Raw genomic sequence first — 22,173 nt, 5'->3', positions numbered from 1 at the left:
AGCCGACGAATTCGACGAGTTAGTACGGACGTGAAATGACGCTGACGACGCCTTCGCCTCAATCAACCATTCTTTCGATGCTGCACGGACGTGCCAGCCTGCGTCCGGACGACGTGGCTTTCACGTTCACCGATTACACCGCAGACCCGGCCGGGGTTGCCGAGACTGTGACGTGGTCGCAGCTGTCCCGCCGGACGATGAACGTCGCACGACAGATCCGCCTGAGCGGATCGGTCGGTGACCGGGCGGTGATCCTCGCTCCGCAGGGCTTGGAGTACATCCTGGCCTTCCTCGGTTCCATGCAGGCCGGGTTGATCGCGGTTCCGCTTCCATTGCCCCATCGCGGCTCCAATCACGACCGGGTGAGTGCGGTCTTCGTCGATACCGCGCCGTCGGTCGTCCTCACGACCTCCTCGGTCGCGCAGGATGTCGGCGATTACGTGGATCAGTCGCGCCTGGACACCGCACCGAAGATCCTTCAGATCGAGTCCCTGGACGTGGATGTTCAGGACGGGTCGGACGTGCCGAGCTTCGACACGTCCGACTACCCGGAAACGGCATATCTGCAGTACAGCTCGGGTTCCACCCGACTGCCGACCGGTGTGATGATCTCGCACCGCAACCTGCAGTCGAATTTCGAGCAGTTGATGCGCTGCTTCTTCACGGATACCGACCAAAAATCGATACCGAAAGCCACGATCGTGTCGTGGCTGCCCTTCTATCACGACATGGGGCTGGTACTGGGTGTCTGTGCACCCATCCTGAGCGGCTATCGCGCCGCGTTGACCAGCCCGGTTGCGTTCCTGGAGCGCCCGTCCCGCTGGATCCGGGCGCTGGCCGAGAATCCCAATTCGTTCTCGGCCGCACCCAACTTCGCCTTCGACCTTGCTGCGCGCAAGACGAAGGACGCCGACCTTGCCGGGCTCGACCTCGGCGGGGTGGTGGGCATCATCAATGGCGCCGAGCGCGTGGAGCCGGCCACCTTGGAGCGCTTCGCCGACCGGTTCGCCCACTTCAACTTCGCCGACCACATGCTGCGCCCGTCGTACGGGATGGCGGAGGCCACCGTCTTCGTGGCCACCGGCTCGTGGTCCGAGTCGGCGGACGACGTGTATTTCGATGTCGACGAGTTGGCGGCAGGCCGCGCCAAGCGCTGCGCGGCCAGATCCGGCACCGCGCTGGTGCAGTACAAGCTCCCGCAGTCTCCGATGGTGCGGATCGTCGACGTCGACACCAACCGGGAATGCCCGCCGGACGCAGTCGGCGAGATCTGGGTGCATGGCGACAACGTCGCGGCCGGCTACTGGAGCAGGCCACCGGAGGAACAACAGTGTTTCGGCGCCACGCTGGTCGACCCGTCTCACGGCACGGTCCGCGCCCCATGGCTGAAAACCGGTGACCTGGGCTTCGTCTCCGGCGGAGAGCTTTTCATCGTCGGTCGCATCAAGGATCTGCTGATCATTCGCGGGCGCAACCACTACCCCGAGGACATCGAGGCGACGGTCCAACAGATCACCGGCGGCCGGGTCGCGGCCATCTCGGTTCCGGTGAACAGCACCGAGAAGCTGGTCACTGTCATCGAGCTCAAGAAGCGCGGCGAGTCCCCGGTGGAGGCAGGGCACTGGCTCACCGCGATCAAGAGCGATGTCACCTCCGCGATATCCAACGCGCATGGCCTGAACGTGGGGGATCTGGTTCTGGTACCCCCGGGGTCGATACCCACCACGACGAGCGGCAAGATCCGCCGCGCCGCCTGCGCGGAACAGTATCGCCAGGACGAATTCGCCCGCCTGGACGCCTGAGCAGGCACCCGCTGCGCGATATTGCAGTCATAGCAGCGTATGTCGTTGCCCCGCTGCGGATTTCGTGATGGTCGAAATCGATTCGTGCTACGGATGCACCGGCGTCTTCACTGCTGGGGCGCGTGCGGTTCCGATCACTGCGATTGCGGACCTGGCCACCGATGCCGGACGCGACGATGATGGCTGCGGGCGGGCGGATCCGGGTGGAGGGGTGCTGTGTGAAGATGGAGGTGTTATGAGCGCAACAGAACTGAGCCCGACGTCCCTGCGTGAGGCGTTCGGCCACTTTCCGTCCGGTGTCATCGCGATCGCTGCCGAGGTAGAGGGCACTCTGGTCGGCTTGGCGGCCAGCACGTTCGTGCCGGTGTCGCTCGACCCGCCGCTGGTGTCGTTCTGCGTGCAGAACTCTTCGACCACCTGGCCCAAGCTCAAGAACCTTCCCTCGCTGGGGATCAGTGTGTTGGGCGAATCCCACGACGAAGCGGCCCGCACGCTCGCCGCCAAGACCGGGGACCGGTTCGCCGGGCTGGAGACCGAGTCACGCGAATCCGGCGCGGTGTTCATCCACGGAACCAGCGTGTGGCTGGAGAGCGCCATCGAGCAGTTGGTGGAGGCCGGCGATCACACCATCGTGGTGCTGCGGGTCAGCGACATCACCGTCAACGCCGATGTCGCGCCGATCGTGTTCCACCGCAGCACGTTCCGCAAGCTCGGCGCCTGACGACCCGGGGGCCTTGGGCCCGTCTCAGGGACGTGCAGCCAGTTCGTCGCGGTATTTGGCGATGCGCTGTTCGATCTCGCTGGCATCGTCCGGACGGCCCTCTTTACGGGCCAGGTCGGCCCTGACCGACAGTTCGCGGATCGCGGTCCGGATCTCGTTGACGCTGTGAGTCTGTCCCATGCTCATAGAGCTGCCTTTCGACGCTGATTGGCTGCTTTCTCGAGCCTACGCCGTCGACCAAACGCCGAGTGTGCGCTCAGATCGCGTAATCGCTTCTTTGAATCGCGATCTGAGCGCACACTCGGCGGAAGAAGCTAGCGCCTGAACAGCTTGTTGCCCAACCACACAATCGGGTCGTACTTGCGGTCGGCAACCCGTTCCTTCATCGGGATCAGCGCGTTGTCGGTGATCTTGATGTTCTCCGGGCACACCTCGGTGCAGCACTTGGTGATGTTGCAGTAGCCGAGGCCGAAGTCATCCTGAGCCATGTCCTTGCGGTCCATGACGTCGAGTGGGTGCATGTCCAACTCCGCGATCCGCATGTGGAACCGCGGGCCGGCGAACGCCTCTTTGTTCTCCTCGTGATCACGCACGACGTGGCACACGTTCTGGCACAGGAAGCACTCGATGCACTTGCGGAATTCCTGGCTGCGCTCGACGTCCTCTTGCTGCATCCGGTATTCGCCCGGCTGCAGGTCCTTCGGTGGGGTGAACGACGGGATCTGGCGAGCCTTCTCGTAGTTGAAGGACACATCGGTCACCAGGTCGCGCATCACCGGGAACGTCCGCATCGGCGTCACAGTGACAGTTTCGTCCGGGTCGAAGGTCGACATCCGGGTCATGCACATCAGCCTCGGGCGGCCGTTGATCTCGGCCGAGCACGATCCGCACTTGCCGGCCTTGCAGTTCCACCGCACCGCCAGATCGCCGGCCTGGGTGGCCTGCAGCCGGTGGATGATGTCGAGTACCACCTCACCGTCGTTCACCTCGACGGTGTAGTCGTGCAGCTCGCCTCCGGTTTCGTCGCCGCGCCACACCCGCAGGTTCGCGTCATACGCACTCATGCTCAGCCCTTCCTATCGGGGTGTTCGGCCAGTTCTTGCTCGGTGTAATACTTTTCGAGTTCGGACAGTTCGAACGTCGCCAGCAGGTCCTCCCGCATGGGCAGCTGCGACTCGGGCGTCACGGTCACGTCCGGCACCACCTGGTCATCGCCGGACGCGCGGCACACCAGCAGAGTGTTGCGCCAGTTGGCGTCCATCTCCGGATGGTCGTCGCGGGTGTGTCCGCCACGGCTTTCGGTGCGGGCCAGCGCGGCCTTGGCGACGCACTCGCTGACGAGCAGCATGTTGCGCATGTCGATGGCCAGGTGCCAGCCCGGATTGAAGACGCGGCCGCCCTCGACGCTGACGTTGTGCACGCGGGTGCGCAGCTCGGCGAGCTTGGTCAGCGCTTCCTCGATCTCGTCGGCCTTGCGGATGATGCCGACCAGGTCGTTCATGCACTGCTGCAATTCGGCGTGCAGCGTGTACGGATTCTCCGGGTTCGTGTGAGTTTCGAACGGCGCCAGCGCTAGTTCGGTGGCCTCGATGAGTGCGGCCTCCGACACCTTGGGCCGCTCCGGCAGCGCCTGCACATAGTCGGCTGCACCCAGTCCGGCGCGCCGCCCGAACACCAGCAGATCCGAAAGTGAGTTGCCACCAAGGCGATTCGAGCCGTGCATACCGCCCGAGCACTCTCCTGCTGCGAACAGCCCGAGGGTGGCGGCGCCTCCGGTGTCCGGATCGACCTCGATACCGCCCATCACGTAGTGACAGGTCGGGCCGACTTCCATCTCGTCCTTGGTGATGTCGACTTCGGCCAGCTCCATGAACTGGTGGTACATCGAGGGCAACCGGCGCTTGATCTCCTCGGTGGGCATGCGCGAGGCGATGTCGAGGTAGACACCGCCATGCGGCGAACCGCGGCCCGCCTTGACCTCGGAGTTGATGGCGCGGGCCACCTCGTCGCGGGGGAGCAGGTCAGGGGTGCGGCGCGCCGAATCGTTGTCCTTGAGCCACTGGTCGGCTTCTTCCTCGGTCTCGGCGTACTGGCCCTTGAACACCGAGGGGATGTAGTCGAACATGAACCGCTTGCCCTCGGAGTTCTTCAGCACTCCGCCGTCACCGCGGACACCTTCGGTGACCAGGATGCCCTTCACCGACAGCGGCCACACCATGCCGGTCGGGTGGAACTGGATGAACTCCATGTTGATCAGACCGGACCCGGCGCGCAGCGCCAGGGCGTGGCCGTCACCGGTGTACTCCCAGGAGTTCGACGACACCTTGAACGACTTGCCGATACCGCCGGTGGCCAGCACGATCGCGGGAGCCTCGAACAGCACGAAGTTTCCGGTCTCGCGGTAGTAACCGAAGGCGCCCGCGATCCGGTCGCCGTCTTTGATCAGTTCGGTGATCGAGCACTCGTGGAAGACCTTGATCCGGGCTTCGTAGTCGCCGAGCTCGGCCTTGTCCTCCTGCTGCAGCGAGACGATCTTCTGCTGCAGCGTGCGGATGATCTCCAGGCCGGTGCGGTCGCCGACGTGGGCCAGCCTTGGGTAGGTGTGTCCGCCGAAGTTGCGCTGGCTGATCTTGCCGTCCTTGGTCCGGTCGAACAGCGCGCCATAGGTTTCCAGCTCCCACACCCGGTCGGGGGCTTCCTGCGCGTGCAGCTCGGCCATCCGCCAGTTGTTGAGGAACTTGCCGCCGCGCATGGTGTCACCGAAGTGGACCTGCCAGGAATCCTTGGTGTTGACGTTGCGCATCGCCGCGGCGCACCCGCCCTCGGCCATCACGGTGTGGGCCTTGCCGAACAACGACTTGGTCACCACCGCCACGCGCAGGCCGCGTTCGCGTGCCTCGATCACGGCGCGTAGTCCAGCCCCACCGGCACCGATCACGACTACGTCGTAGGAGTGCCGTTCCAATTCCGATGTCATGCAGTCTTTATCCCTAATTTGTGTAAACGGTTGCTAACCAATGAATCTCAGGTCAGAGATGGTGCCACTGGCTACCAGCATGATGTAGAAGTCCGTCAGCATCAGGGTGCCGAGCGTGATCCACGCGTACTGCTTGTGGCGGACGTTGAGCTTGCTGATCTGCGTCCACATCCAGTACCGCACAGGGTGTTTGGAGAAATGCTTGAGGCGTCCGCCCGCGACGTGGCGGCACGAATGGCAGGACAGGGTGTAGACCCACAGCATGATGACGTTGCCCAGCAGGATGAGGTTGCCGAGGCCGAAGCCGAAGCCGCTGGCGGTCTTGTCCGAGTGGAACGCGACGATCGCGTCATAGGAGTTGATCAGCGAGATGATGCCGGCGATGTAGAAGAAGTACCGGTGGGTGTTCTGGATGATCAGCGGCAGCCGGCTCTCGCCCGTGTACTTCGCGTGCGGCTCGGCGACCGCGCATGCGGTGGGCGACTGCCAGACCGAGCGGTAGTACGCGCCGCGATAGTAGTAGCAGGTCAGGCGGAACAGCAGCAGGAACGGCAGTGACAAGGCCGCGTACGGCAGCCACCACACGTCGGGCAGGAACTGTGGCCAGAAGTGGCTGGCCTCCGGGGTGCAGCCCTGGCTGACGCACGGTGAGTAGAACGGCGTCAGATAGTTGTACTGCGGTACGTAGTAATTGCTCTGCAGGAAAGCGCGCACAGTCGCATAGACGACGAAGGCGGCGAAGCCGAGATCGACGACCAGGGGCGACTGCCACCACCGATCGGTCCGGAGGGTGCGCTCGGGGATCTGCGCTCGTGTTGACGAGAAGACCCCGGTCGCGCGACGGTCAGCAGTGGGTGCGCTCACGGTTCCCTTTCTTCAGTTCAGTTGTCCGGCGGGCGCAGGCGCCCGCGTGCTCAGCGGTATCCGCCGAGACCCTCGTCGGCGACGTCCTGCCAGAACTCGCTTCCGTATTGGGTGTCGGGGATGCCGATCTTTTCGCGGCCTTGTTTTTGGCGAGTCACGCCGTGACGCATCTCCAACTCTTCGGCGTCGATGTCCAACCGCTCGATGTCGTTGAGGATCCGCTCGGCGTCGTTCACGACGCGGCGCATGGCGGGGGAATCCCCGTACTTCGCCGCCAACGTGGTGACGCAACGACGCATGTCGCCGATCAGGTTGTGCAGTTCGGAGAACTCAGTGGTGGTGGACAAGTGACCTCCTCGGGCTGAAGGTGTCGGGGCTCACAGTACGACAACCAATGCTAGCCACATCACGATCGGGACGTGATGCGCATCACGTCCGGAGGGTCGTCGGTCGGCGCACCGGATGAGCTCCGGGAACCCAGGTCGTAGTGTTGGTTTCGGCGGCTTCGCGGTCGGCCGTATGACATCTGAGCAGCACATCTGAGCATCTGGAGGACGTATGAGTGAGACCACGTTGCAGGACCGGGCTGCGGCGCTGCTGGCGCTGCACCGGCCCGGCAACCCCGTTGTGCTGCCCACGGTCTGGGACGCCTGGTCGGCCCGGTTGGCAGTCGGCGAGGGGTTTTCGGCACTCACGGTGGGTAGCCACCCGCTGGCCGAGTCCATCGGCAAGTCCGACGGAGAGGGAATGTCATTCGACGACGTGCTGACCCGGGTACGGCAGATCACCGAGGCGGTGGATGTGCCGGTGTCGGTGGACATCGAATCCGGCTATGGCGAGCGGCCGGAGCGGCTGATCGAGGGCCTGCTCGACGTCGGAGCGGTCGGCTTCAACCTTGAGGACACCGTGCACAAGGAGGACAAGCGACTGCGCAGTCCGGCCGAGCACGCCGAGTTGGTCGGGCAGTTGCGCGCGGCCGCCGACGCCGCGGGTGTGCACGTGGTGATCAATGCGCGCACGGACCTGTTCCTGCGCAAGGACGGGGATGCCGCCGATCGGGTGGATCGGGGGATCGCTCGCCTGTCCGAGGCGGCGGCCGCCGGTGCCGATTCGCTGTTCCCGGCCGGCCTGGCCGACCCGGAAGGACTGGGGCGCTTCGTTTCTGCCGTGCCGCTGCCGGTCAGCGTGACAGTTCCGGCGGATTCCGCCGACTTCGCCGCGTTGGCGGCCATCGGAGTGGGGCGGATTACCTTCGGGCCGTTCCTGCAGGCCGTGCTGAGTGCGCGGGCCAAAGACGTGCTGAGGCGCTGGCGCTAGCCGTTCGCGGCCGACCCGTCTTTTTGCGCGAACTTCCGCTTCTCGGTGTGCGATCTGTGCCAATAATGACGCACTGATACGTCGAGCAGGTGGGATGCGGCGATGGGTTGGCGCATGAGAAGTGTGGTGACACTGGCTGCGGCCGGTGGGCTGGTGCTCAGTGGGGTCGGTGCGGCACCGGCCGGAGCGGCGACGACGGTGCCGTTGTCGAACTCCATCCGCGGATGTGATTTCACGAAGGCGTTGTTTCTCGGCGGGATGGGCTCGGGTTCCGGCTCCGGCCGGGCCAGCATCGGTGCCGACGGCTCGCACGTAGGTGCCGAGGTGTCGCTGCAGTCGGCCACGCCCGACACCGACTACCGGGTCAGGCTCATCCAACTGCCGCGGCCGTCGGTGGCTACGTGCAACGTCGGGGATCCCGGGGTGGCGGGTGCAACGCTGCACACCGATGCGAGTGGGACGGCGACCGTGACGGTCGCCGGCCAATTGGCTGCGGATGCCACGCAGGCGTGGGTGGTCGTCGAGGGGCCACCGTTACCGGGACGCATTCGCGGTGACGTCTACAGCTCGGATTTCCCGGTAAACATCTGACCCATGCGAAAGCCGGTGGAACCCAAGGGTTCCACCGGCTTTCGGCGTCGGTCCGAAGAATCACCGCAGGCGGACGCGAACGGCCAGCGCCGCACATCCGATGACCACCGCGCCGCCGAGCACTGTCGACCAGGTCAGCCGTTCGTGCAGCAGCAGCGCGGCCCAGCCGAGGGTGAGAACCGGTTGGATCAACTGCACCTGGCTCACCTGTGTCATGGGTCCGATGGCCAGGCCGCGGTACCAGGCGAAGAAGCCCAGGTACATGCTGACGGCTGCGAGATACCCGAATGCCGTCCACTGCACCGGCGTCGCATGCGGCGGTTGCTGCATCACGGCCAGCGTCGTCAAGGCCAGCATCACCGGCGCCGCGACCACCAGGGCCCACGACACGGTCTGCCACGCGCCCAGTTCCCTGGCCAGCAAACCGCCCTCGGCGTACCCGATCGCCGCGGCGAGCACCGCGCCGAACAGCAGGAGGTCCGGCCAGCTCAGATGACCGAGGCCGGCGCCGTGCACCATGGCGAACACCACCGCCGCCAGCGCCCCGGCGGCGGCCAACGCCCAGAAGGTGCCCGGCGGACGCTCGTGGCCGCGCAGCACCGCGCACACCGCGGTGGCGGCCGGAAGTAGCGCCACCACGATGGCGCCGTGACTGGCCGGGACGACCGTCAGCGCATAAGAGGTCAGTAGCGGAAACCCGGCCACGACCCCGGCGGCCACCACGGCCAACCGTGCCCATTGCCGGCCCGTGGGCAGCGCCTGTCGGGTCAGGGCCAGGGCGGCGACCGCGATGGCGGCGGCGACGACGGCGCGCCCGGCGCCGATGAACAGGGGAGACAGTCCGCCGATGGCGACCTTGGTGAACACGATGGTGAACGAGAAGGCCGTCACGCCCAACAATCCCCACCACAACCCGGGGTGGGATAGCGCTGACGAACTATGGGGAGTAGCGCTACTCTGTTTCAACATGGATAACGATAGCACTGACCGCATCGTGTCCGGTCTGCGAAAGTGGGTCGCCACCGCGCCGCCGGGCGCGCAGCTACCGTCCAACCGCGCTCTGGTGGCGGAATACGCTGCCAGTCCGGTGACGGTGGCCAAGGCCATGCGCACGCTGCGGAGTCAGGGCCTGGTGGAGAGCCGGCCGGGTGTCGGAACGTTCGTGCGCGCGGTGCGCAGCGCGCGCCTTCCCGACTACGGCTGGCAGACGGCCGCCCTGGGATCCCCGCAAGCGCGGATCCCGGCGCTGTCGACTCCGCTGCGGAGCGTCGCGCCCGACCTGATCGCGTTGCACTCCGGCTATCCCGTTCACGAATTGCTTCCTCAGCGGTTGGTCCGCACCGCATTCGCCCGAGCTGCCCGCGGGGACGCTGCGCTGAGCCCGGCGCCTGCGCCCGGCCGCCCCGATCTGCAAGCGTGGTTCGCCCAGGAACTGGCCGAGTCGTTCGGGGCCGGCGTGACCGCGCCGACGGCACGTGAGGTGATCGTGTTGCCCGGGAGCCAGAGTGGCCTGAGCTCCATCTTTCGCGCCCTGGTCGGATTCGGGCAGCCGATGTTGATCGAGTCACCCAGTTACTGGGGCGCCATCCTGGCGGCGGCTCAGAGCGGTGTGCGGTTGGTGCCGGTACCGAGCGGGCCGAGAGGCCCTGACCCCGAGGAACTTTCGCGTGCGTTCGCCCAAAGTGGCGCCCGGGTGTTCTACGCTCAGCCCAACTTCGCCAATCCGACCGGTGGGCAATGGGATCCGGACCTGGCCGGCCAGGTGCTCGAGGTGGTCCGCAGTCACGGCGCCTTCCTGGTCGAGGATGACTGGGCACACGATTTCGGTATCGACAGCACGTCCCGGCCGGTGGCGGCATCCGACGACGCGGGCCACGTCATCTATCTGAGGTCGCTGACCAAGAGTGTGTCGCCGTCGGTCCGGGTGGCCGCGATGGTGGCCAGAGGTCCTGCGCGCGACCGGATTCTCGCCGATCGTGGAGCGGAGTCGATGTATGTCAGTGGGCTGTTGCAGGCCGCCGCGCTGGATGTGGTGACCCAGCCGGCCTGGCGAACCCACCTGCGCGACGTGCGTCGGCAATTACGGGCCCGACGTGATCAGTTGATCACCGCGCTCGCCGAGCACGCATCCGGGGCGCAGTTGGAGCAGGTGCCCCGCGGCGGGCTTCACCTGTGGCTGCGGCTGCCCGATGCGATCAACCTGGCGCGCCTGGTGCGTGAGTGCGAGGCCGAGTCGGTGCTGGTCGCGGCAGGCAATGAGTGGTTTCCCGCCGAGCCGTCCGGGCCTTACCTGCGACTCAACTATTCCGGGCCCGATCCGCAGCGTTTCGACGAGGCGGCCCGGGTCATCGGCCGGGCGCTGGAGCGTCAAGCGGGCTGACCGGCACACCGCCCGGCAATCTCACATCTGCGGCGCGCGGACCGTGAGCACACCGTGACGGGCGATTCACACAGGGCGACATTTCGGCAACGTCGGGTTTCTAACCTCGCCGTATGTCGTCAACACAGAACGTCGTGGTCATCGGACACGGCATGGTGGGACACCGCTTCGTCGAGGCGTTGCGGTCCCGTGACGCCGCGGGAACCTGGCGGGTCACCGTCTTGTCCGAGGAAGCTGACGCCGCCTATGACCGGGTCGGCCTGACCGGTTACACCGAGCACTGGGACCGGTCCCGGCTGGCGCTGCCCGGTAATGCCTACTCCGGCGACGACCGGGTCGACCTGCGGTTGGGCTGCGCGGTCGCCGAGATCGACCGGGATGCCAAGACCGTCCGCACCGCCGAGGGTGAGAGCATCGGGTACGACGCGCTGGTGCTGGCCACCGGTTCGTATGCCTTCGTGCCGCCGGTGCCCGGCCACGACCTGCCGCACTGCCACGTCTACCGCACGCTGGATGACCTCGACGCCATCCGGGCCGGCGCACTGGCCGCGCGCGATTCGAAGACGCCGGTCGGCGTGGTGATCGGTGGCGGCCTGCTCGGCCTGGAGGCCGCGAATGCGTTGCGCGCGTTCGGGTTGGCGACCCACGTCCTGGAGATGTCGCCGCATCTGATGGCGGCACAGCTCGATCCGGCCGGCGGTGCCCTGCTGAACCGGATGATCAGGGGCCTCGGTATCGAGGTGCACACCGGCGTCAGCACCGAGAGCATTCAGCCGGTGCAGCGGCACAAGCCGCTGAAGAAATCTCGGATCGACGATTCGGTGCGGGTGTCGCTCAATGACGGCAGCAGTGTCGATGCCAGTGTGATCGTGTTCGCGGCCGGGGTGCGTCCGCGTGACGAGCTGGCCCGTCAAGCGGGTCTCGACATCGCGCAGCGCGGCGGTGTGATGACTGATTTGTCCTGTGTCACCAGTGATCCCAGCATCTTTGCGATCGGTGAGGTGGCCGCGATCGAGGGGCGCTGCTACGGCTTGGTGGGCCCCGGCTACACCAGCGCCGAGGTGGTCGCCGATCGGCTGCTCGGCGGCGCGGCCGAGTTCCCCGAAGCCGACATGTCCACCAAACTCAAACTGCTCGGCGTGGACGTGGCCAGCTTCGGTGATGCCCAGGGTCGGACGCCGAACTGCCTGGATGTCGTCGTCAACGATCCGGTGAAGCAGACCTACGCCAAGCTGGTCCTCTCCGACGACGCCAAGACGCTGCTCGGCGGCATCCTGGTCGGTGACGCGTCGGCCTACGGGGTGCTGCGTCCGATGGTGGCCAGCGAACTGCCGGGTGACCCGCTGTCGTTGATCGCACCGGCCGCTGAAGGCGCCTCCGGGGCTTCGGCTCTCGGTGTCGGTGCGCTGCCCGACATCGCCCAGATCTGCTCGTGCAACAACGTGACCAAGGGCGATCTCAAGGAAGCCATCTGCGGTGGCTGCGACGATGTGCCCAGCCTGAAGAAGTGCACGCTGGCCGGCACCTCGTGTGGATCCTGCGTCCCGCTCCTCAAGCAGCTGCTGGAGGCCGAGGGGGTCGAGCAGTCCAAGGCGCTGTGCGAGCACTTCAGCCAGTCGCGGGCCGAACTCTTCGAGATCATCGGTGCCACCGAGATCCGTACCTTCTCCGGTCTGATCGAGAAGTTCGGTACCGGAAAGGGTTGCGACATCTGCAAACCCACCGTCGCGTCGATCCTGGCCTCCACCAGTTCCGACCACGTGCTCTCCGGTGAGCAGGCCTCACTGCAGGATTCGAACGACCACTTCCTGGCCAACATCCAGAAGAACGGCAGTTACTCGGTGGTGCCGCGGTCGCCCGGCGGGGAGATCACCCCGGAGCAGCTGATCCTGATCGGTGAGATCGCAAGGGATTTCGATCTCTACACCAAGATCACCGGCGGCCAGCGGATCGACATGTTCGGTGCCCGCGTGGAGCAGTTGCCGCAGATCTGGGCGCGTCTGGTCGAGGGGGGCATGGAGTCCGGGCACGCCTACGGCAAGTCGCTGCGCACGGTGAAGAGCTGCGTGGGCAGCACCTGGTGCCGGTACGGGCAGCAGGATTCGGTGAACATGGCCGTCGAGATCGAGAAGCGTTACCGGGGCCTGCGCGCGCCGCACAAGATCAAGATGGCCGTCTCGGGATGTGCGCGTGAGTGCGCGGAGGCGCAGAGCAAGGACGTCGGCATCATCGCCACCGAACAGGGCTGGAACCTCTACGTGTGCGGCAATGGCGGCATGTCACCGCGGCACGCCCAGCTGCTGGCCGGGGATCTCGATGACGAGACGCTGGTCCGCTACATCGACCGTTTCCTGATGTTCTACATCCGCACCGCGGATCGGCTGCAAAGGACGGCCCCCTGGTTGGAAGCTCTTGATGGCGGCCTGGACCACCTGCGCGAGGTCGTGTGTGGGGACTCCCTCGGCCTGGCGGCCGAATTCGAGGCGGCCATGGAACGTCACGTTGCCGGCTACGCCTGCGAATGGAAGGGCGTGCTCGAGGATCCGGAGAAGCTCTCGCGCTTCGTGTCGTTCGTCAATGCACCCGATGTGGACGATCCGACCATCACCTTCACCGAGCGGGCCGGCCGGAAGGTGCCGGGCGCTACGGATTTCGTGGACGCGACGAGCAAAACGAATCTCGGTATGCCGTCAATTATCCAGGAGGCGAAATGACCCTGCTCGACGATGGCAACGACGTGTACACCCCTTCGGTTTCAGGGTGGACGACGGCCTGCCGCTATGACTATCTGATGCCCTGCCGTGGCGTCGCGGTACTGCTGCCCGACGGCTCGCAGGCGGCACTGTTCCGTCTCGACGACGGCACGTTGCACGCGGTGGGAAACATCGACCCGTTCTCCGGAGCCGCGGTGCTCTCGCGCGGGATCGTGGGAGATCGTGGTGGACGCGCAACGGTGCAGTCGCCGATCAAGAAGCAGGCCTTCGCACTCGATGACGGTCGTTGCCTCGACGACACCGCCGTGGCGATCCCGGTCTACCGCACGCGGGTCACCCCGGGAGGGTTCGTTCAGCTCGCGGCCTGATCGGGCGCTTTGCTCCAGTGCGCGTCCCGCCCCTGGAGTTTGCGGCGTTCGACGGCGCCGCGTCGTTCGAGCACCGTCAGATTGCGGTACACGGACTCGATGACGACGGGTGCACGGAAATGCTCGTGCATGTCGTCGCGTAGCTGTGAGGTCGTCATCGGCCGAGACGTGCGTTCCAGAGTGTTCAGCAGGTGTTCACGCAGACGTTCGGCCGGGACCCGGTTACCGGGCCGCACGGCCGAGTACGCCGCCGTGGCGGGCAGCGCCCACCGGTGTTGTCACCTGCACCTTTACCTGCACTCCCGTCACGCTGTCCGATGATCGCGATAACGATAGCTGAGTTCTCGGGTCCGATCTGCCACGGTGAGCCGCCGGCAAACGATCGGGAAATTTGTTACCGCGTCAACTACCTGTACAACGGCTGTTTCCCTGGGAAATTTGCCAGAATTGCACCATCGGTGAATGTCATCAATGGCGTGGCGTACCTCTCGCTGGCTAACTAGAATTGTTCGCTGGGTGTGTTTAGACTCCCTCTCAAGGAAGCGGCGTCAGAGGGGCTGACAAGGGATGTTTGCGCGTTCGGTTTTGAATCTGGTGGGGGCGGCAGCGATGCTGGGCGCACTCGGGGCAGCGTTGGTGCCTCTGGGTTTGAATGCCGTGGATCGTGCCGGCGAACCAATTCCGTGCGGTAACGGAGCGCATCCGAACTACCAAGTTGCCGCCCAGCAGGACCGCCTGAACCTGGATCAACACACGCTCGCCGGGCCGGGATACATGGCCAGCGATTACGTCGAGCAATGTTCCGAGATGGTCGGTGCGCGACGATCTGCGGCCTTGTCAGTCGCGGGTGCCGGCGGCGCACTGATGATCGTGGGCTGGGCCGGGCCGCTCGTCGCGCACTCGATCCGGCTACGCCGCGGCAGGCAGGCTCAGTACTCCGGCGCGCCGGAAGCGGTTCGCGATCAGTCGAACCATGCCGGGGTGGGTGCCCAGTGGTTCACTGACGAGGTCGGCGCCGGATTCACGCAGCCGGTCCTGGAAAAGCCCGTCGGCGAGCAGGTAGGACGCCACAGCTATGCGGCGATGGCCGCGGCCGCGTTGCGCGGAGACGGCTTCGGCAACACTCGGCGCGCCGGTGGCGGCGAAGGCCAGTTCTACGCGATCGCCGGTCATCGCTGACAGCAGCGCAGCGGTACGGCGAAGGTCAGATTGGGCATTTCTGTCCGAGGTCCCCGCGGCCGCCAGGACTACCGAATCGCCTGGCCGCCATCCGGATTCGATGAGCCGATCGGCGAGAACCCGGACCGTTCCCGGGCAGGGGCCCAGCGGCTTGGTGACGGTGACGGCCGGGTGCTCACTGGCGGACACGTGGGCGGGAACGTCGACCCGGACGTGATATCCGGCAGCCAGGAATGCCGGTACCACCACTGCGGGGGCATCCGTCGGCAGCGACGCGAGAACCTCACTGGGGGTCGGTCCGACCACGTCGACAAACGACACGTGCACAGGCCGGCCCAGTAGGTCGGATACCCGCGCGGCGAGATCGCCGACCATCGCCACGCCGCCCGGCTTGCGGGTGCCGTGCGCCACCAGGACCAGGCTCATCGGATCCGGGCCATCTCGGCGTCGTCGACGGCCAGCCGGTAACCCCGCTTGACCACTGTCGACACGATGTTCTTGTCTCCCAACGCAGTACGAAGCCGCAGCACCGCGGTCTCCACGGCGTGGGTATCGGTGCCGGTGCCCGGCAGTGCGCTGAGCAGATCGAACCGCGACACCACCGCCCCAGGCCGTTGCGACAGGGCCCGGATGGTGGCCATCGAAGCCGGGGACAGCGACTTGACCGCGCCGTCGACAAGGACACACGTGCCCCGGATCTCGAGCGAGTGTCCGGCGACGTGGACGGTCCGCGCCTGGAGCAGGGGCAGTTCATCGGTGATGTGACGGGCCAAGGCGCCCAACCGCATTCGCTCCGGTGCCGAGGTCGGCACACCGAGGCGGACTAGTGGCCGCGCGGTGACCGGGCCGACGCACATGGCGTGGACGTCGGTGCGCAGTGCGGCCAGCACCCGGTCGGCGAGGTCCATCTCGGTGGCCCGCATCAGGACCGAGGCAACGGCCATGGCCGAGGTGAAACTGACTGCATCGAAACGTCGTTCGGCGATTCCGGCGACCATCTGGTCGAATTCGCCGTCCCGTGGCGCGGGATGCCAGCGATACACCCGGATCGGCACCACATCGGCTCCCGCGGCCCGCATCTCGTCGAGAAACTCGGGGAACGGGTCCCATTCGTCGGTGGCTCCGTGCAGTTGTACGGCGATTCGTTGCCCTGCCACGCCCTGCTCGATGAGGTAGCGCAACACTTCCCGGGAGGATTCCGATTCCGGTGACCATTCCTCGGGCAGGCCCGCGGCTCGCAAGGCCCCGGTGGCTTTCGGGCCACGGGAGACGATGCGGGCCTTGCCCAGCGCGTCGGTCAGTTCGCCGGCCAGGCCCCACCCGTCGGCGGCGGCGAACCAGCCGCGGAAGCCGATACCCGTGGTGGCCACCACGATGTCCGGGGGCACGGCGATGAGCGACTCGGTGTGCGCGCGTAGTTCCTCATCGTCGGGCAACGGGACCATCGTGATGGCGGCCGCACTGGTAACCGTCGCGCCGCGCCTGGTCAGCAGCGCGCTGAGCTCATCGGAACGTCGGGCGGAGGTCACCGCCACGCGAAAGCCGGTGAGCGGTGCCCAGTCGGGCTCGGTCATGTGTCCAGTGAAGGTATCTCGTGTTTCCAAGTGATTACCCGGCCATTGCCGAGGCGTGTCGGTCTTCGGCGACCGTTGTGACGCCCGTCGCAGCAGGCCGGCGGACGTAGCGGAACCACGTGCACGCCGAGGCGAGGATGTAGAAGGCCAGGAAGAGGCAGAACGCCGCGGTCGCCGATCCGCTGGACAGGTAGGACTGACGCAGTGCCATGTTGATGCCGAATCCACCCAAGGCCCCGATCGCACCGGCGAAGCCGATCAGTGCGCCGGACATCGACCGTGACCAGTGCTGCCGGTCTTCCTCGCTCATGTCCAGCGAGTGGCTGCGGGCCTCGAAGATGGACGGGATCATCTTGTAGACAGATCCGTTACCCAGGCCGCTGAGCAGGAACAGGGCCACAAATCCGATGACGTAGCCGCTCATCATCAGACCGTTGGCGGCACCCGCGGTCTGATCGTCGAACATGCTGATCGCGACCAGCAGCCCGGCCGCCAAGATCATGCCGCCGAACACCGCCAGGGTCACCCGGCCGCCGCCGATCCGGTCGGCCAACTTGCCTCCGTACACCCGCGAGACCGAACCGAGCAACGGGCCGATGAAGGCGATCTGTGCGGCATGCAGCGACGCCTGCGCCGCCGTTTGACCACCTGCGGCGAAGTTGATCTGCAGGACCTGGCCGAAGGCGAAGGAGAACCCGATGAAGGATCCGAAGGTGCCGATGTAGAGCAGCGAGATCACCCAGGTATCGCGTACTGCCAGAATCGATTTCATCGCACCGAGGTCGATCTTGTGCTGCTCGAGGTTGTCCATGCACAACGCCGCGCCGATGCCGGCAACGGCCAATGCGACGAGGTAGATGGCGCACACCCAGTACGGGGAGCGGTTACCTGCGGTGGCGATCACCAGCAGGCCGACCAGCTGGATCATGGGAACACCGATGTTGCCGCCGCCGGCGTTGAGGCCCAGTGCCCAGCCCTTGAGTCGTTGCGGGTAGAAGGCGTTGATGTTGGTCATCGACGAGGCGAAGTTGCCGCCGCCGAACCCGGCGAGGGCCGCACAGATCAGGTAGGGCCAGAGCGGCAGGCCTGGATGGGCCAGCAGCAACATGGTTCCCACCGTGGGGATCAGGAGCACGAAAGCGGAGAACACCGTCCAGTTGCGGCCGCCGAACGTGGCGGTGGCCAAGGTGTACGGAATCCGCAGGCACGCGCCCACCAGGGTGGCGGTCGCGCCGAGCAGGAATTTGTCCCCGGCCGAGAAGCCGTAGACCGCCTCGGGCATGAACAGGACCATGACCGACCAGATGGACCAGACGGAGAAGCCGACGTGTTCGGCGAAAACCGACCAGATCAGATTCCGTCGCGCGATGTACTTGTTGCCGGCTTCCCAGGCCACAGTGTCCTCGGGATCCCAGTTCGTGATGCGATTCGACTTCAACAGAGTGGGCATGGCGGAAACGCTAGGAAGCGTTTATTGCCCGAATGCGCCCTGCGGTGACCCGGCCGTGAAATTCCGCTCACCCGCTCACACACATGGGTGTGAGACTGTGCGTCCGGTGGTTACCAGACGTCCCCGTCGCGCCAGTCGCAGGTGATCTCGGCTGTGGTGTCGAGTTCCAAGCCTGCCGGCAGATCGATCGGGAGGACGAACAGCCCCCGGTCGTCCTCGGGTGTGCGCGTCACACCGGCCGGCTGCAGCACCGAGGTCGTGCCCTGCCAGGGCACCCACCCGCGGGAGAGGTACATGTCCCGTGCGGACTCCGATGAGCTGAGTGCGCCGAGTTGGTAGGCGCCGCGCAAAACCTGCTCGACGGCGTCCATGACGGCGGTGGCCAGGCCCTGGCCGCGCCAATCCTCGCGTACCGCCACGGCTTCCACGTAGCCGCAGCGCAGCGCGGTGTCGCGGTAGATCAGGCGGCGCTGGACCACGGCGGCGTGGGCGATGAGGGCGCCGTGATGGCAGATGAACGCGTGCATCCCGCCGAGCGAGTGCTCCCAGTCGGCGTCACTGAAATCGCCGTCGAAGGCCTCGATGACCATGCGCCGCGCGCCCTCACGGGTCTCGTGGTCGAGATCGGAGGTGTGGACGAGTCGCGCGGTGTGCAGGATCCCGCCTCGGACGGACGGCGAGCTGACATCCTGTGTGGGCACACCCATGTTCTACCAGCGCCGCGCGCCGGTGTCTCTAGCTTGCGGGCCGTCCAGCGCATCGGCCGAGCTCCCCGGGGCGCGGGCTCCCCGAGCGCCGGGCTTCCCGAGCGCCAAGCCCCTGGGCGTCGTTTCCTACACCTGGGTCGTTGATCGCCGGGATCGCAACCCTGACGTAGAAATTGGCGACGGGAACCGTTTAGACAGCTAGCCCTGGAACGGCCGCCGGGGGTGCGCCCAGTGCAACCGGACAGTCTGGCCTGGCCTGGCCTGGCTCAGTTTGTCGATGTCTTCGTCGGTCACCACACCGATCACCGGGTAGCCGCCGGTGACGGGGTGGTCGGGCCCGAGAATCACCGGAAAACCGTTGGGCGGTATCTGGATAGCTCCGCGGGTCGCTCCCTCGCTGGGCAGTTGACGGTCGGGCCAGCGGTAGTCCAGCGGCATGCCGACCAGGCGCATCCCGACCCGGTCGCTGCGGGTGGTGACCAGCCAGTTGGTCCGGATCAGCACGTCGGGGTCGACGAACCAGTCGTCACGCGGGCCAGGCACCACGTTGAGTTCCAGCACGTCATCGCTGATGGCCGCGACGGGCGCCTGGTCGGTCTCGGGCAGGTCGGCGGTGTGCTCACCGACCGGCAGAATGTCGCCGGGGCGTAGCGGCGCCGGCCCGATCGCCGACATCACGTCGTAGCTCCGCGATCCCAGAACCGGTTCGACGGCGATGCCGCCGCGTACCGCCAGGTAGCTGCGCAGCCCCGAGTGCGGGGCGCCCAGCGAGATCACCTCGCCGTCGTGCACGTGGTGAATGCTGTTGGTGCCGAACGGAATACCGTTGACCGCGGGGTCCGTGTCGGCGCCCGTCACCGCGATCGAGACGTCCCCGCCGCGCACCCGGGCCGAGAACCCGCCGAACATCACCTCGATGGTGGCGTGCTCACCGGGGTTGGCGACGAGTCGGTTGGCCAACGTGTGAGACCGTCGGTCGGCCGCCCCGGAGCGGGTGACACCGAGGTGGGCCATGCCGGCCCGGCCGAGGTCCTCGACGAGGGCCAGCGGGCCGGTCCGCAGCACTTCCAATGTTGTGGTCATGATGTCCTCCTCGCCGACTAGCCGATGGCCCGGAACTGCACCCACGTACCCGGGGTGAGCAGTGCGGGTTGGTCCCGATGAATGTCGAACAACACCGCGTCGGTGCGTCCGATCAACTGCCAGCCGCCGGGTGACTGCCGTGGGTAGATGCCGCTGAACTCGCCGGCCAGCGCGACCGCGCCGGGCGGGACATTGGTGCGGGGCTCGGCTCGGCGCGGTACCTGTAGTCGTTCGTCGCCGCCGACGAGGTAGGCGAATCCGGGTGCGAAGCCCATGAATCCGACCTGCCACTGACTGCCGGTGTGCGCCGCGATCACCTGTTCCGGGGTCAGCCCGGTCAGCGTGGCCACGTCGCGCAGGTCGGCGCCGTCGTAGACCACGTCGATGGTCACGTCGGCCTGGCCGACCGGACGGACCGGGGCCGCACCGGGTTGTAGCTGCAGCTTGCCCAGCCGTTGTCGGGTGGGCGCCTGGTAGCGCGGATCGGCCAGCTTGATCAAGATCGTGCGTGACGCAGGCACGATATCGACCACGCCGAGTAGTTGGGCCGCCGTGAGAGTGGCGGTCCACGCCAAAACATCGGCCGTGCTGTCGAACTCGAGCAGCAGAGCCTGATCGCCATAGTCGCGAGCGGTGCCCGGGTTCAGGGTCGGTCCCGTCGCGTCCATCACCTCTGATGTCACACTCATGACCTGAAGCTACCCGCGAGTAGCTAAGAAAGCTCCGGCTCTGTGAACCTTGCCAGAGGTGCCTTAACGAAGCCTCACACGGCGGCCCGATAAGTCGGCTCGCGGCGCTTGATGGTGGCGATCACGCGGTAGGTGATCGGCAGCATGATCACCTCGACCGCGGTCTTGTAGACCCAGCCCAGCGCGGCGTAGGTGACGAAGTCGCCGAAGGTGCTGATGCCGATCGCGCTGGCCGCGATACCGCAGAAAACCAGGGTGTCGCCGAGCTGGCCGGCGAAGGTGGATCCGACCAGGCGCGCCCACAGGTGCTTTTCCTTGGTGCGTTCCTTGATGGCGACGACGACCCAGGCGTTGATGGTCTGCCCGACGATGAACCCGGCCAGGCCCGCCACGATCAACTGGGTGTAGGCGTGGACGATGTTCTCGAAGTGCTCCTGGTTGGTGTAGAAGTCCGCAGCGGGCAGATAGATGGTGGCCCAGAATGCGAGCGCGGCAAGGGCATTCATCGAGAAACCCAGGAAGATCGCTCGGCGCGCGGCCTTGAACCCGTACACCTCGGAGAGCACGTCGCCGATCACGTAGGTGAGCGGGAAGACGATGAAGCCGCCGTCGGTGATGATCGACCAGTTGCCGATGATCGGTCCGAAGGCGACTCCTTTGGTGGCGGTGACGTTGGAGATGATCACCAGGGCCGTGAAAACCGCGACGAGCACCGGATAGTAGGCCGAGCCGATGCTGGCGGTGCCGCGGTGTTCGGAGTGTTCCTGGGTGCTTGTCACCCGGTCATCTTGTCAGGTCAGTGCCTGGTTGAGCAGCGGTGGCAGCTGGTCGGCGACCAGCGGGTAGGACAGCGGCGAGGCGAACGCGATGGCGCCGGACAGCTCTTTGGGAGTGAACACGTGCCGCTTGCGGGTGGTGGCTTTGAGCTCGGCGATGCCCGGGTCGGCCAGCAGGGCGTCGCGCTCTGCGTCGTTCTCGGTGGTCCAGATCAATACATCGGCGGCGTCGAGCACCGAGGAGAAATCTGAGCGCGGGATGAGGTCGGGTGTCGGGGGGACGGCGAAGCCCATCTGGGTGAGGAATTCGGTCCGCCACCCGGTCTGTGCCTGGACACTGTCGCGGAACAGCGTGCCGGCGAGCAGCATCGCCTTCTTGCCGGCGAAGCGCGGATTGTTGGTGGCCACTGCCTTGAACTTGTCGTCCACGCCGGTGACCAGTCCCGTCGTCGCGTCGTTCTGGAACAGGGCCTGGCCGATCAGGGTGGCCTGGTCGCGCCAGGGTTCGAAGAACGCGTCCGGTCCGGACTGTGCGATGGTCGGGGCGATCTCGGAGAGTTTGGCGAAGGTGTCGGCGTCGAGTCCGGCATTGGTGGCCACGATCAGGTCCGGTTTGAGCGCCGCGATCGCGTCGACCTGGATCCCGTCGCTCAGGCCCAGCACGGTGGGCTGGGCGGCCCCGAGTTTTGGTTGCGCCCAGGGCCACACCGCGAACGGCTCACCACCGAACCACTCGGTCGTTGCGACCGGCACGACGCCGAGGGCCAGCAGGTTGTCCTGTTCGGTGAATCCCGCGCTGACCACGCGTTGCGGTGGACCCGGGATGTTGGTGTCTCCGAAGAGGTGGCGGACGGTCACCGAACCGTCTTTCGCAACTTCGCCGGGTTTTTGCGTGCTGCATGCGGCGACCAGGGCCATCCCAGCGGTGACCGTGAAAAACCCTCGCCGCGACCAGGTTGTCGGCACTTAGCCAGGGTAACC

General features: G+C 66.2%; 22 protein-coding genes. 7 read left to right on the top strand and 15 right to left on the bottom strand.

The features are described 5' to 3' along the window. The first annotated feature begins 35 nt into the window (after positions 1-35). Both AC4ELS_RS17680 and AC4ELS_RS17675 read left to right on the top strand, forming a co-directional pair. The gene (locus AC4ELS_RS17680) at positions 36-1,802 is read left to right on the top strand and encodes an AMP-binding protein (RefSeq protein WP_448444861.1); all 1,767 of its coding nucleotides are present in this window, start codon (positions 36-38) and stop codon (positions 1,800-1,802) included. Positions 1,803-2,037: 235 nt separating this feature from the next. Next, on the top strand, positions 2,038-2,523 hold the full coding sequence (locus AC4ELS_RS17675) for a flavin reductase family protein (RefSeq protein WP_448444863.1): 486 nt from the start codon (positions 2,038-2,040) through the stop codon (positions 2,521-2,523). Between the two features lie 24 nt (positions 2,524-2,547). Here AC4ELS_RS17675 and AC4ELS_RS17670 read toward each other — a convergent pair whose 3' ends face one another. The 5 genes from AC4ELS_RS17670 to AC4ELS_RS17650 form a co-directional block, all read right to left on the bottom strand. Further along, on the bottom strand, positions 2,548-2,703 hold the full coding sequence (locus tag AC4ELS_RS17670; protein ID WP_448445260.1) for a hypothetical protein: 156 nt from the start codon (positions 2,701-2,703) through the stop codon (positions 2,548-2,550). Positions 2,704-2,837: 134 nt separating this feature from the next. Continuing rightward, a complete protein-coding gene (locus tag AC4ELS_RS17665) occupies positions 2,838-3,587 on the bottom strand; it encodes a succinate dehydrogenase/fumarate reductase iron-sulfur subunit (RefSeq protein ID WP_055119709.1) in 750 nt (249 codons plus the stop codon). Between the two features lie 2 nt (positions 3,588-3,589). Further along, the gene (locus tag AC4ELS_RS17660; protein WP_064885915.1) at positions 3,590-5,500 is read right to left on the bottom strand and encodes a fumarate reductase/succinate dehydrogenase flavoprotein subunit; all 1,911 of its coding nucleotides are present in this window, start codon (positions 5,498-5,500) and stop codon (positions 3,590-3,592) included. Positions 5,501-5,533: 33 nt separating this feature from the next. Further along, positions 5,534-6,364 (bottom strand): succinate dehydrogenase subunit SdhC, encoded by an 831-nt coding sequence (gene sdhC / locus AC4ELS_RS17655; RefSeq protein WP_055119713.1) that lies wholly within the window; start codon positions 6,362-6,364, stop codon positions 5,534-5,536. Between the two features lie 50 nt (positions 6,365-6,414). Next, entirely contained in the window at positions 6,415-6,711 is a 297-nt protein-coding gene (locus AC4ELS_RS17650; protein WP_055119715.1) for an Rv0250c family protein, read from the bottom strand. A 211-nt stretch (positions 6,712-6,922) separates the two neighbouring features. Between AC4ELS_RS17650 and AC4ELS_RS17645 the strand changes: the two genes are divergently transcribed. Both AC4ELS_RS17645 and AC4ELS_RS17640 read left to right on the top strand, forming a co-directional pair. Beyond that, positions 6,923-7,681, top strand: a complete 759-nt coding sequence (locus AC4ELS_RS17645) for an isocitrate lyase/PEP mutase family protein (RefSeq protein ID WP_498883128.1) — start codon at positions 6,923-6,925, stop codon at positions 7,679-7,681. A gap of 114 nt (positions 7,682-7,795) precedes the next feature. After that, positions 7,796-8,272, top strand: coding sequence for a hypothetical protein (locus tag AC4ELS_RS17640; protein ID WP_498883127.1), 477 nt, complete (start codon positions 7,796-7,798; stop codon positions 8,270-8,272). A gap of 60 nt (positions 8,273-8,332) precedes the next feature. Here the strand turns inward: AC4ELS_RS17640 and AC4ELS_RS17635 are convergent, their stop codons facing one another. Next, on the bottom strand, positions 8,333-9,241 hold the full coding sequence (locus tag AC4ELS_RS17635; protein ID WP_499048432.1) for a DMT family transporter: 909 nt from the start codon (positions 9,239-9,241) through the stop codon (positions 8,333-8,335). Here AC4ELS_RS17635 and AC4ELS_RS17630 point away from each other — a divergent pair. From AC4ELS_RS17630 to nirD, 3 genes are all read left to right on the top strand, one after another. Next, complete coding sequence (locus AC4ELS_RS17630; RefSeq protein ID WP_498883125.1) at positions 9,240-10,652, top strand: aminotransferase-like domain-containing protein; 1,413 nt, start codon at positions 9,240-9,242, stop codon at positions 10,650-10,652. The genes AC4ELS_RS17635 and AC4ELS_RS17630 overlap by 2 nt on opposite strands. Before the next feature lie 113 nt (positions 10,653-10,765). Continuing rightward, positions 10,766-13,366, top strand: coding sequence for a nitrite reductase large subunit NirB (nirB, locus tag AC4ELS_RS17625; RefSeq protein WP_499048429.1), 2,601 nt, complete (start codon positions 10,766-10,768; stop codon positions 13,364-13,366). Further along, positions 13,363-13,734 (top strand): nitrite reductase small subunit NirD, encoded by a 372-nt coding sequence (gene nirD, locus AC4ELS_RS17620; RefSeq protein WP_055119723.1) that lies wholly within the window; start codon positions 13,363-13,365, stop codon positions 13,732-13,734. Before nirB ends, nirD begins: the two co-directional genes overlap by 4 nt. On the opposite strand, the gene AC4ELS_RS17615 is transcribed toward nirD, so the two are convergent. The 9 genes from AC4ELS_RS17615 to AC4ELS_RS17575 all read right to left on the bottom strand — a co-directional run bounded on the left by AC4ELS_RS17615 (position 13,719) and on the right by AC4ELS_RS17575 (position 22,158). Then, complete coding sequence (locus AC4ELS_RS17615) at positions 13,719-13,892, bottom strand: hypothetical protein (protein ID WP_236734856.1); 174 nt, start codon at positions 13,890-13,892, stop codon at positions 13,719-13,721. The two genes, nirD and AC4ELS_RS17615, sit on opposite strands and share 16 nt — an antisense overlap. 751 nt (positions 13,893-14,643) lie before the next feature. Further along, positions 14,644-15,339 (bottom strand): sirohydrochlorin chelatase, encoded by a 696-nt coding sequence (locus AC4ELS_RS17610; RefSeq protein ID WP_499048427.1) that lies wholly within the window; start codon positions 15,337-15,339, stop codon positions 14,644-14,646. After that, on the bottom strand, positions 15,336-16,487 hold the full coding sequence (locus tag AC4ELS_RS17605; RefSeq protein ID WP_064885926.1) for a uroporphyrinogen-III synthase: 1,152 nt from the start codon (positions 16,485-16,487) through the stop codon (positions 15,336-15,338). Before AC4ELS_RS17605 ends, AC4ELS_RS17610 begins: the two co-directional genes overlap by 4 nt. Before the next feature lie 34 nt (positions 16,488-16,521). Further along, positions 16,522-17,937 (bottom strand): nitrate/nitrite transporter, encoded by a 1,416-nt coding sequence (locus AC4ELS_RS17600; protein ID WP_064957902.1) that lies wholly within the window; start codon positions 17,935-17,937, stop codon positions 16,522-16,524. A gap of 110 nt (positions 17,938-18,047) precedes the next feature. Then, positions 18,048-18,638, bottom strand: coding sequence for an aminoglycoside N-acetyltransferase AAC(2')-Ib (gene aac(2')-Ib, locus AC4ELS_RS17595; RefSeq protein WP_064885980.1), 591 nt, complete (start codon positions 18,636-18,638; stop codon positions 18,048-18,050). A gap of 204 nt (positions 18,639-18,842) precedes the next feature. Next, the gene (locus AC4ELS_RS17590) at positions 18,843-19,727 is read right to left on the bottom strand and encodes a 5-oxoprolinase/urea amidolyase family protein (RefSeq protein ID WP_064885930.1); all 885 of its coding nucleotides are present in this window, start codon (positions 19,725-19,727) and stop codon (positions 18,843-18,845) included. 17 nt (positions 19,728-19,744) lie between these two features. Continuing rightward, positions 19,745-20,416, bottom strand: a complete 672-nt coding sequence (locus tag AC4ELS_RS17585) for a 5-oxoprolinase subunit B family protein (RefSeq protein ID WP_254358675.1) — start codon at positions 20,414-20,416, stop codon at positions 19,745-19,747. A 74-nt stretch (positions 20,417-20,490) separates the two neighbouring features. After that, on the bottom strand, positions 20,491-21,195 hold the full coding sequence (locus AC4ELS_RS17580) for a queuosine precursor transporter (RefSeq protein WP_448444878.1): 705 nt from the start codon (positions 21,193-21,195) through the stop codon (positions 20,491-20,493). A 12-nt stretch (positions 21,196-21,207) separates the two neighbouring features. Continuing rightward, complete coding sequence (locus tag AC4ELS_RS17575; protein ID WP_064885934.1) at positions 21,208-22,158, bottom strand: ABC transporter substrate-binding protein; 951 nt, start codon at positions 22,156-22,158, stop codon at positions 21,208-21,210. Between the last annotated feature and the right edge of the window lie 15 nt (positions 22,159-22,173).

Source organism: Mycobacterium shunyiense (genome assembly GCF_058270035.1).
Note: the sequence above shows the minus strand (reverse complement) of the source record. Positions and strands in the feature narration are given on the sequence as shown.

Coding starts and splice junctions, on each gene's coding strand:
- AC4ELS_RS17630 (WP_498883125.1), top strand. CDS start 9,240: ATGGATAACGATAGCACTGACCGCATCGTGTCCGGTCTGCGAAAGTGG.
- AC4ELS_RS17610 (WP_499048427.1), bottom strand. CDS start 15,339: ATGAGCCTGGTCCTGGTGGCGCACGGCACCCGCAAGCCGGGCGGCGTG.
- AC4ELS_RS17660 (WP_064885915.1), bottom strand. CDS start 5,500: ATGACATCGGAATTGGAACGGCACTCCTACGACGTAGTCGTGATCGGT.
- AC4ELS_RS17635 (WP_499048432.1), bottom strand. CDS start 9,241: ATGTTGAAACAGAGTAGCGCTACTCCCCATAGTTCGTCAGCGCTATCC.
- AC4ELS_RS17615 (WP_236734856.1), bottom strand. CDS start 13,892: ATGACGACCTCACAGCTACGCGACGACATGCACGAGCATTTCCGTGCA.
- AC4ELS_RS17675 (WP_448444863.1), top strand. CDS start 2,038: ATGAGCGCAACAGAACTGAGCCCGACGTCCCTGCGTGAGGCGTTCGGC.
- AC4ELS_RS17600 (WP_064957902.1), bottom strand. CDS start 17,937: ATGCCCACTCTGTTGAAGTCGAATCGCATCACGAACTGGGATCCCGAG.
- AC4ELS_RS17640 (WP_498883127.1), top strand. CDS start 7,796: ATGAGAAGTGTGGTGACACTGGCTGCGGCCGGTGGGCTGGTGCTCAGT.
- AC4ELS_RS17645 (WP_498883128.1), top strand. CDS start 6,923: ATGAGTGAGACCACGTTGCAGGACCGGGCTGCGGCGCTGCTGGCGCTG.
- AC4ELS_RS17680 (WP_448444861.1), top strand. CDS start 36: ATGACGCTGACGACGCCTTCGCCTCAATCAACCATTCTTTCGATGCTG.
- AC4ELS_RS17605 (WP_064885926.1), bottom strand. CDS start 16,487: ATGACCGAGCCCGACTGGGCACCGCTCACCGGCTTTCGCGTGGCGGTG.
- nirB (WP_499048429.1), top strand. CDS start 10,766: ATGTCGTCAACACAGAACGTCGTGGTCATCGGACACGGCATGGTGGGA.
- AC4ELS_RS17670 (WP_448445260.1), bottom strand. CDS start 2,703: ATGGGACAGACTCACAGCGTCAACGAGATCCGGACCGCGATCCGCGAA.
- nirD (WP_055119723.1), top strand. CDS start 13,363: ATGACCCTGCTCGACGATGGCAACGACGTGTACACCCCTTCGGTTTCA.
- AC4ELS_RS17590 (WP_064885930.1), bottom strand. CDS start 19,727: ATGACCACAACATTGGAAGTGCTGCGGACCGGCCCGCTGGCCCTCGTC.
- AC4ELS_RS17585 (WP_254358675.1), bottom strand. CDS start 20,416: ATGAGTGTGACATCAGAGGTGATGGACGCGACGGGACCGACCCTGAAC.
- AC4ELS_RS17665 (WP_055119709.1), bottom strand. CDS start 3,587: ATGAGTGCGTATGACGCGAACCTGCGGGTGTGGCGCGGCGACGAAACC.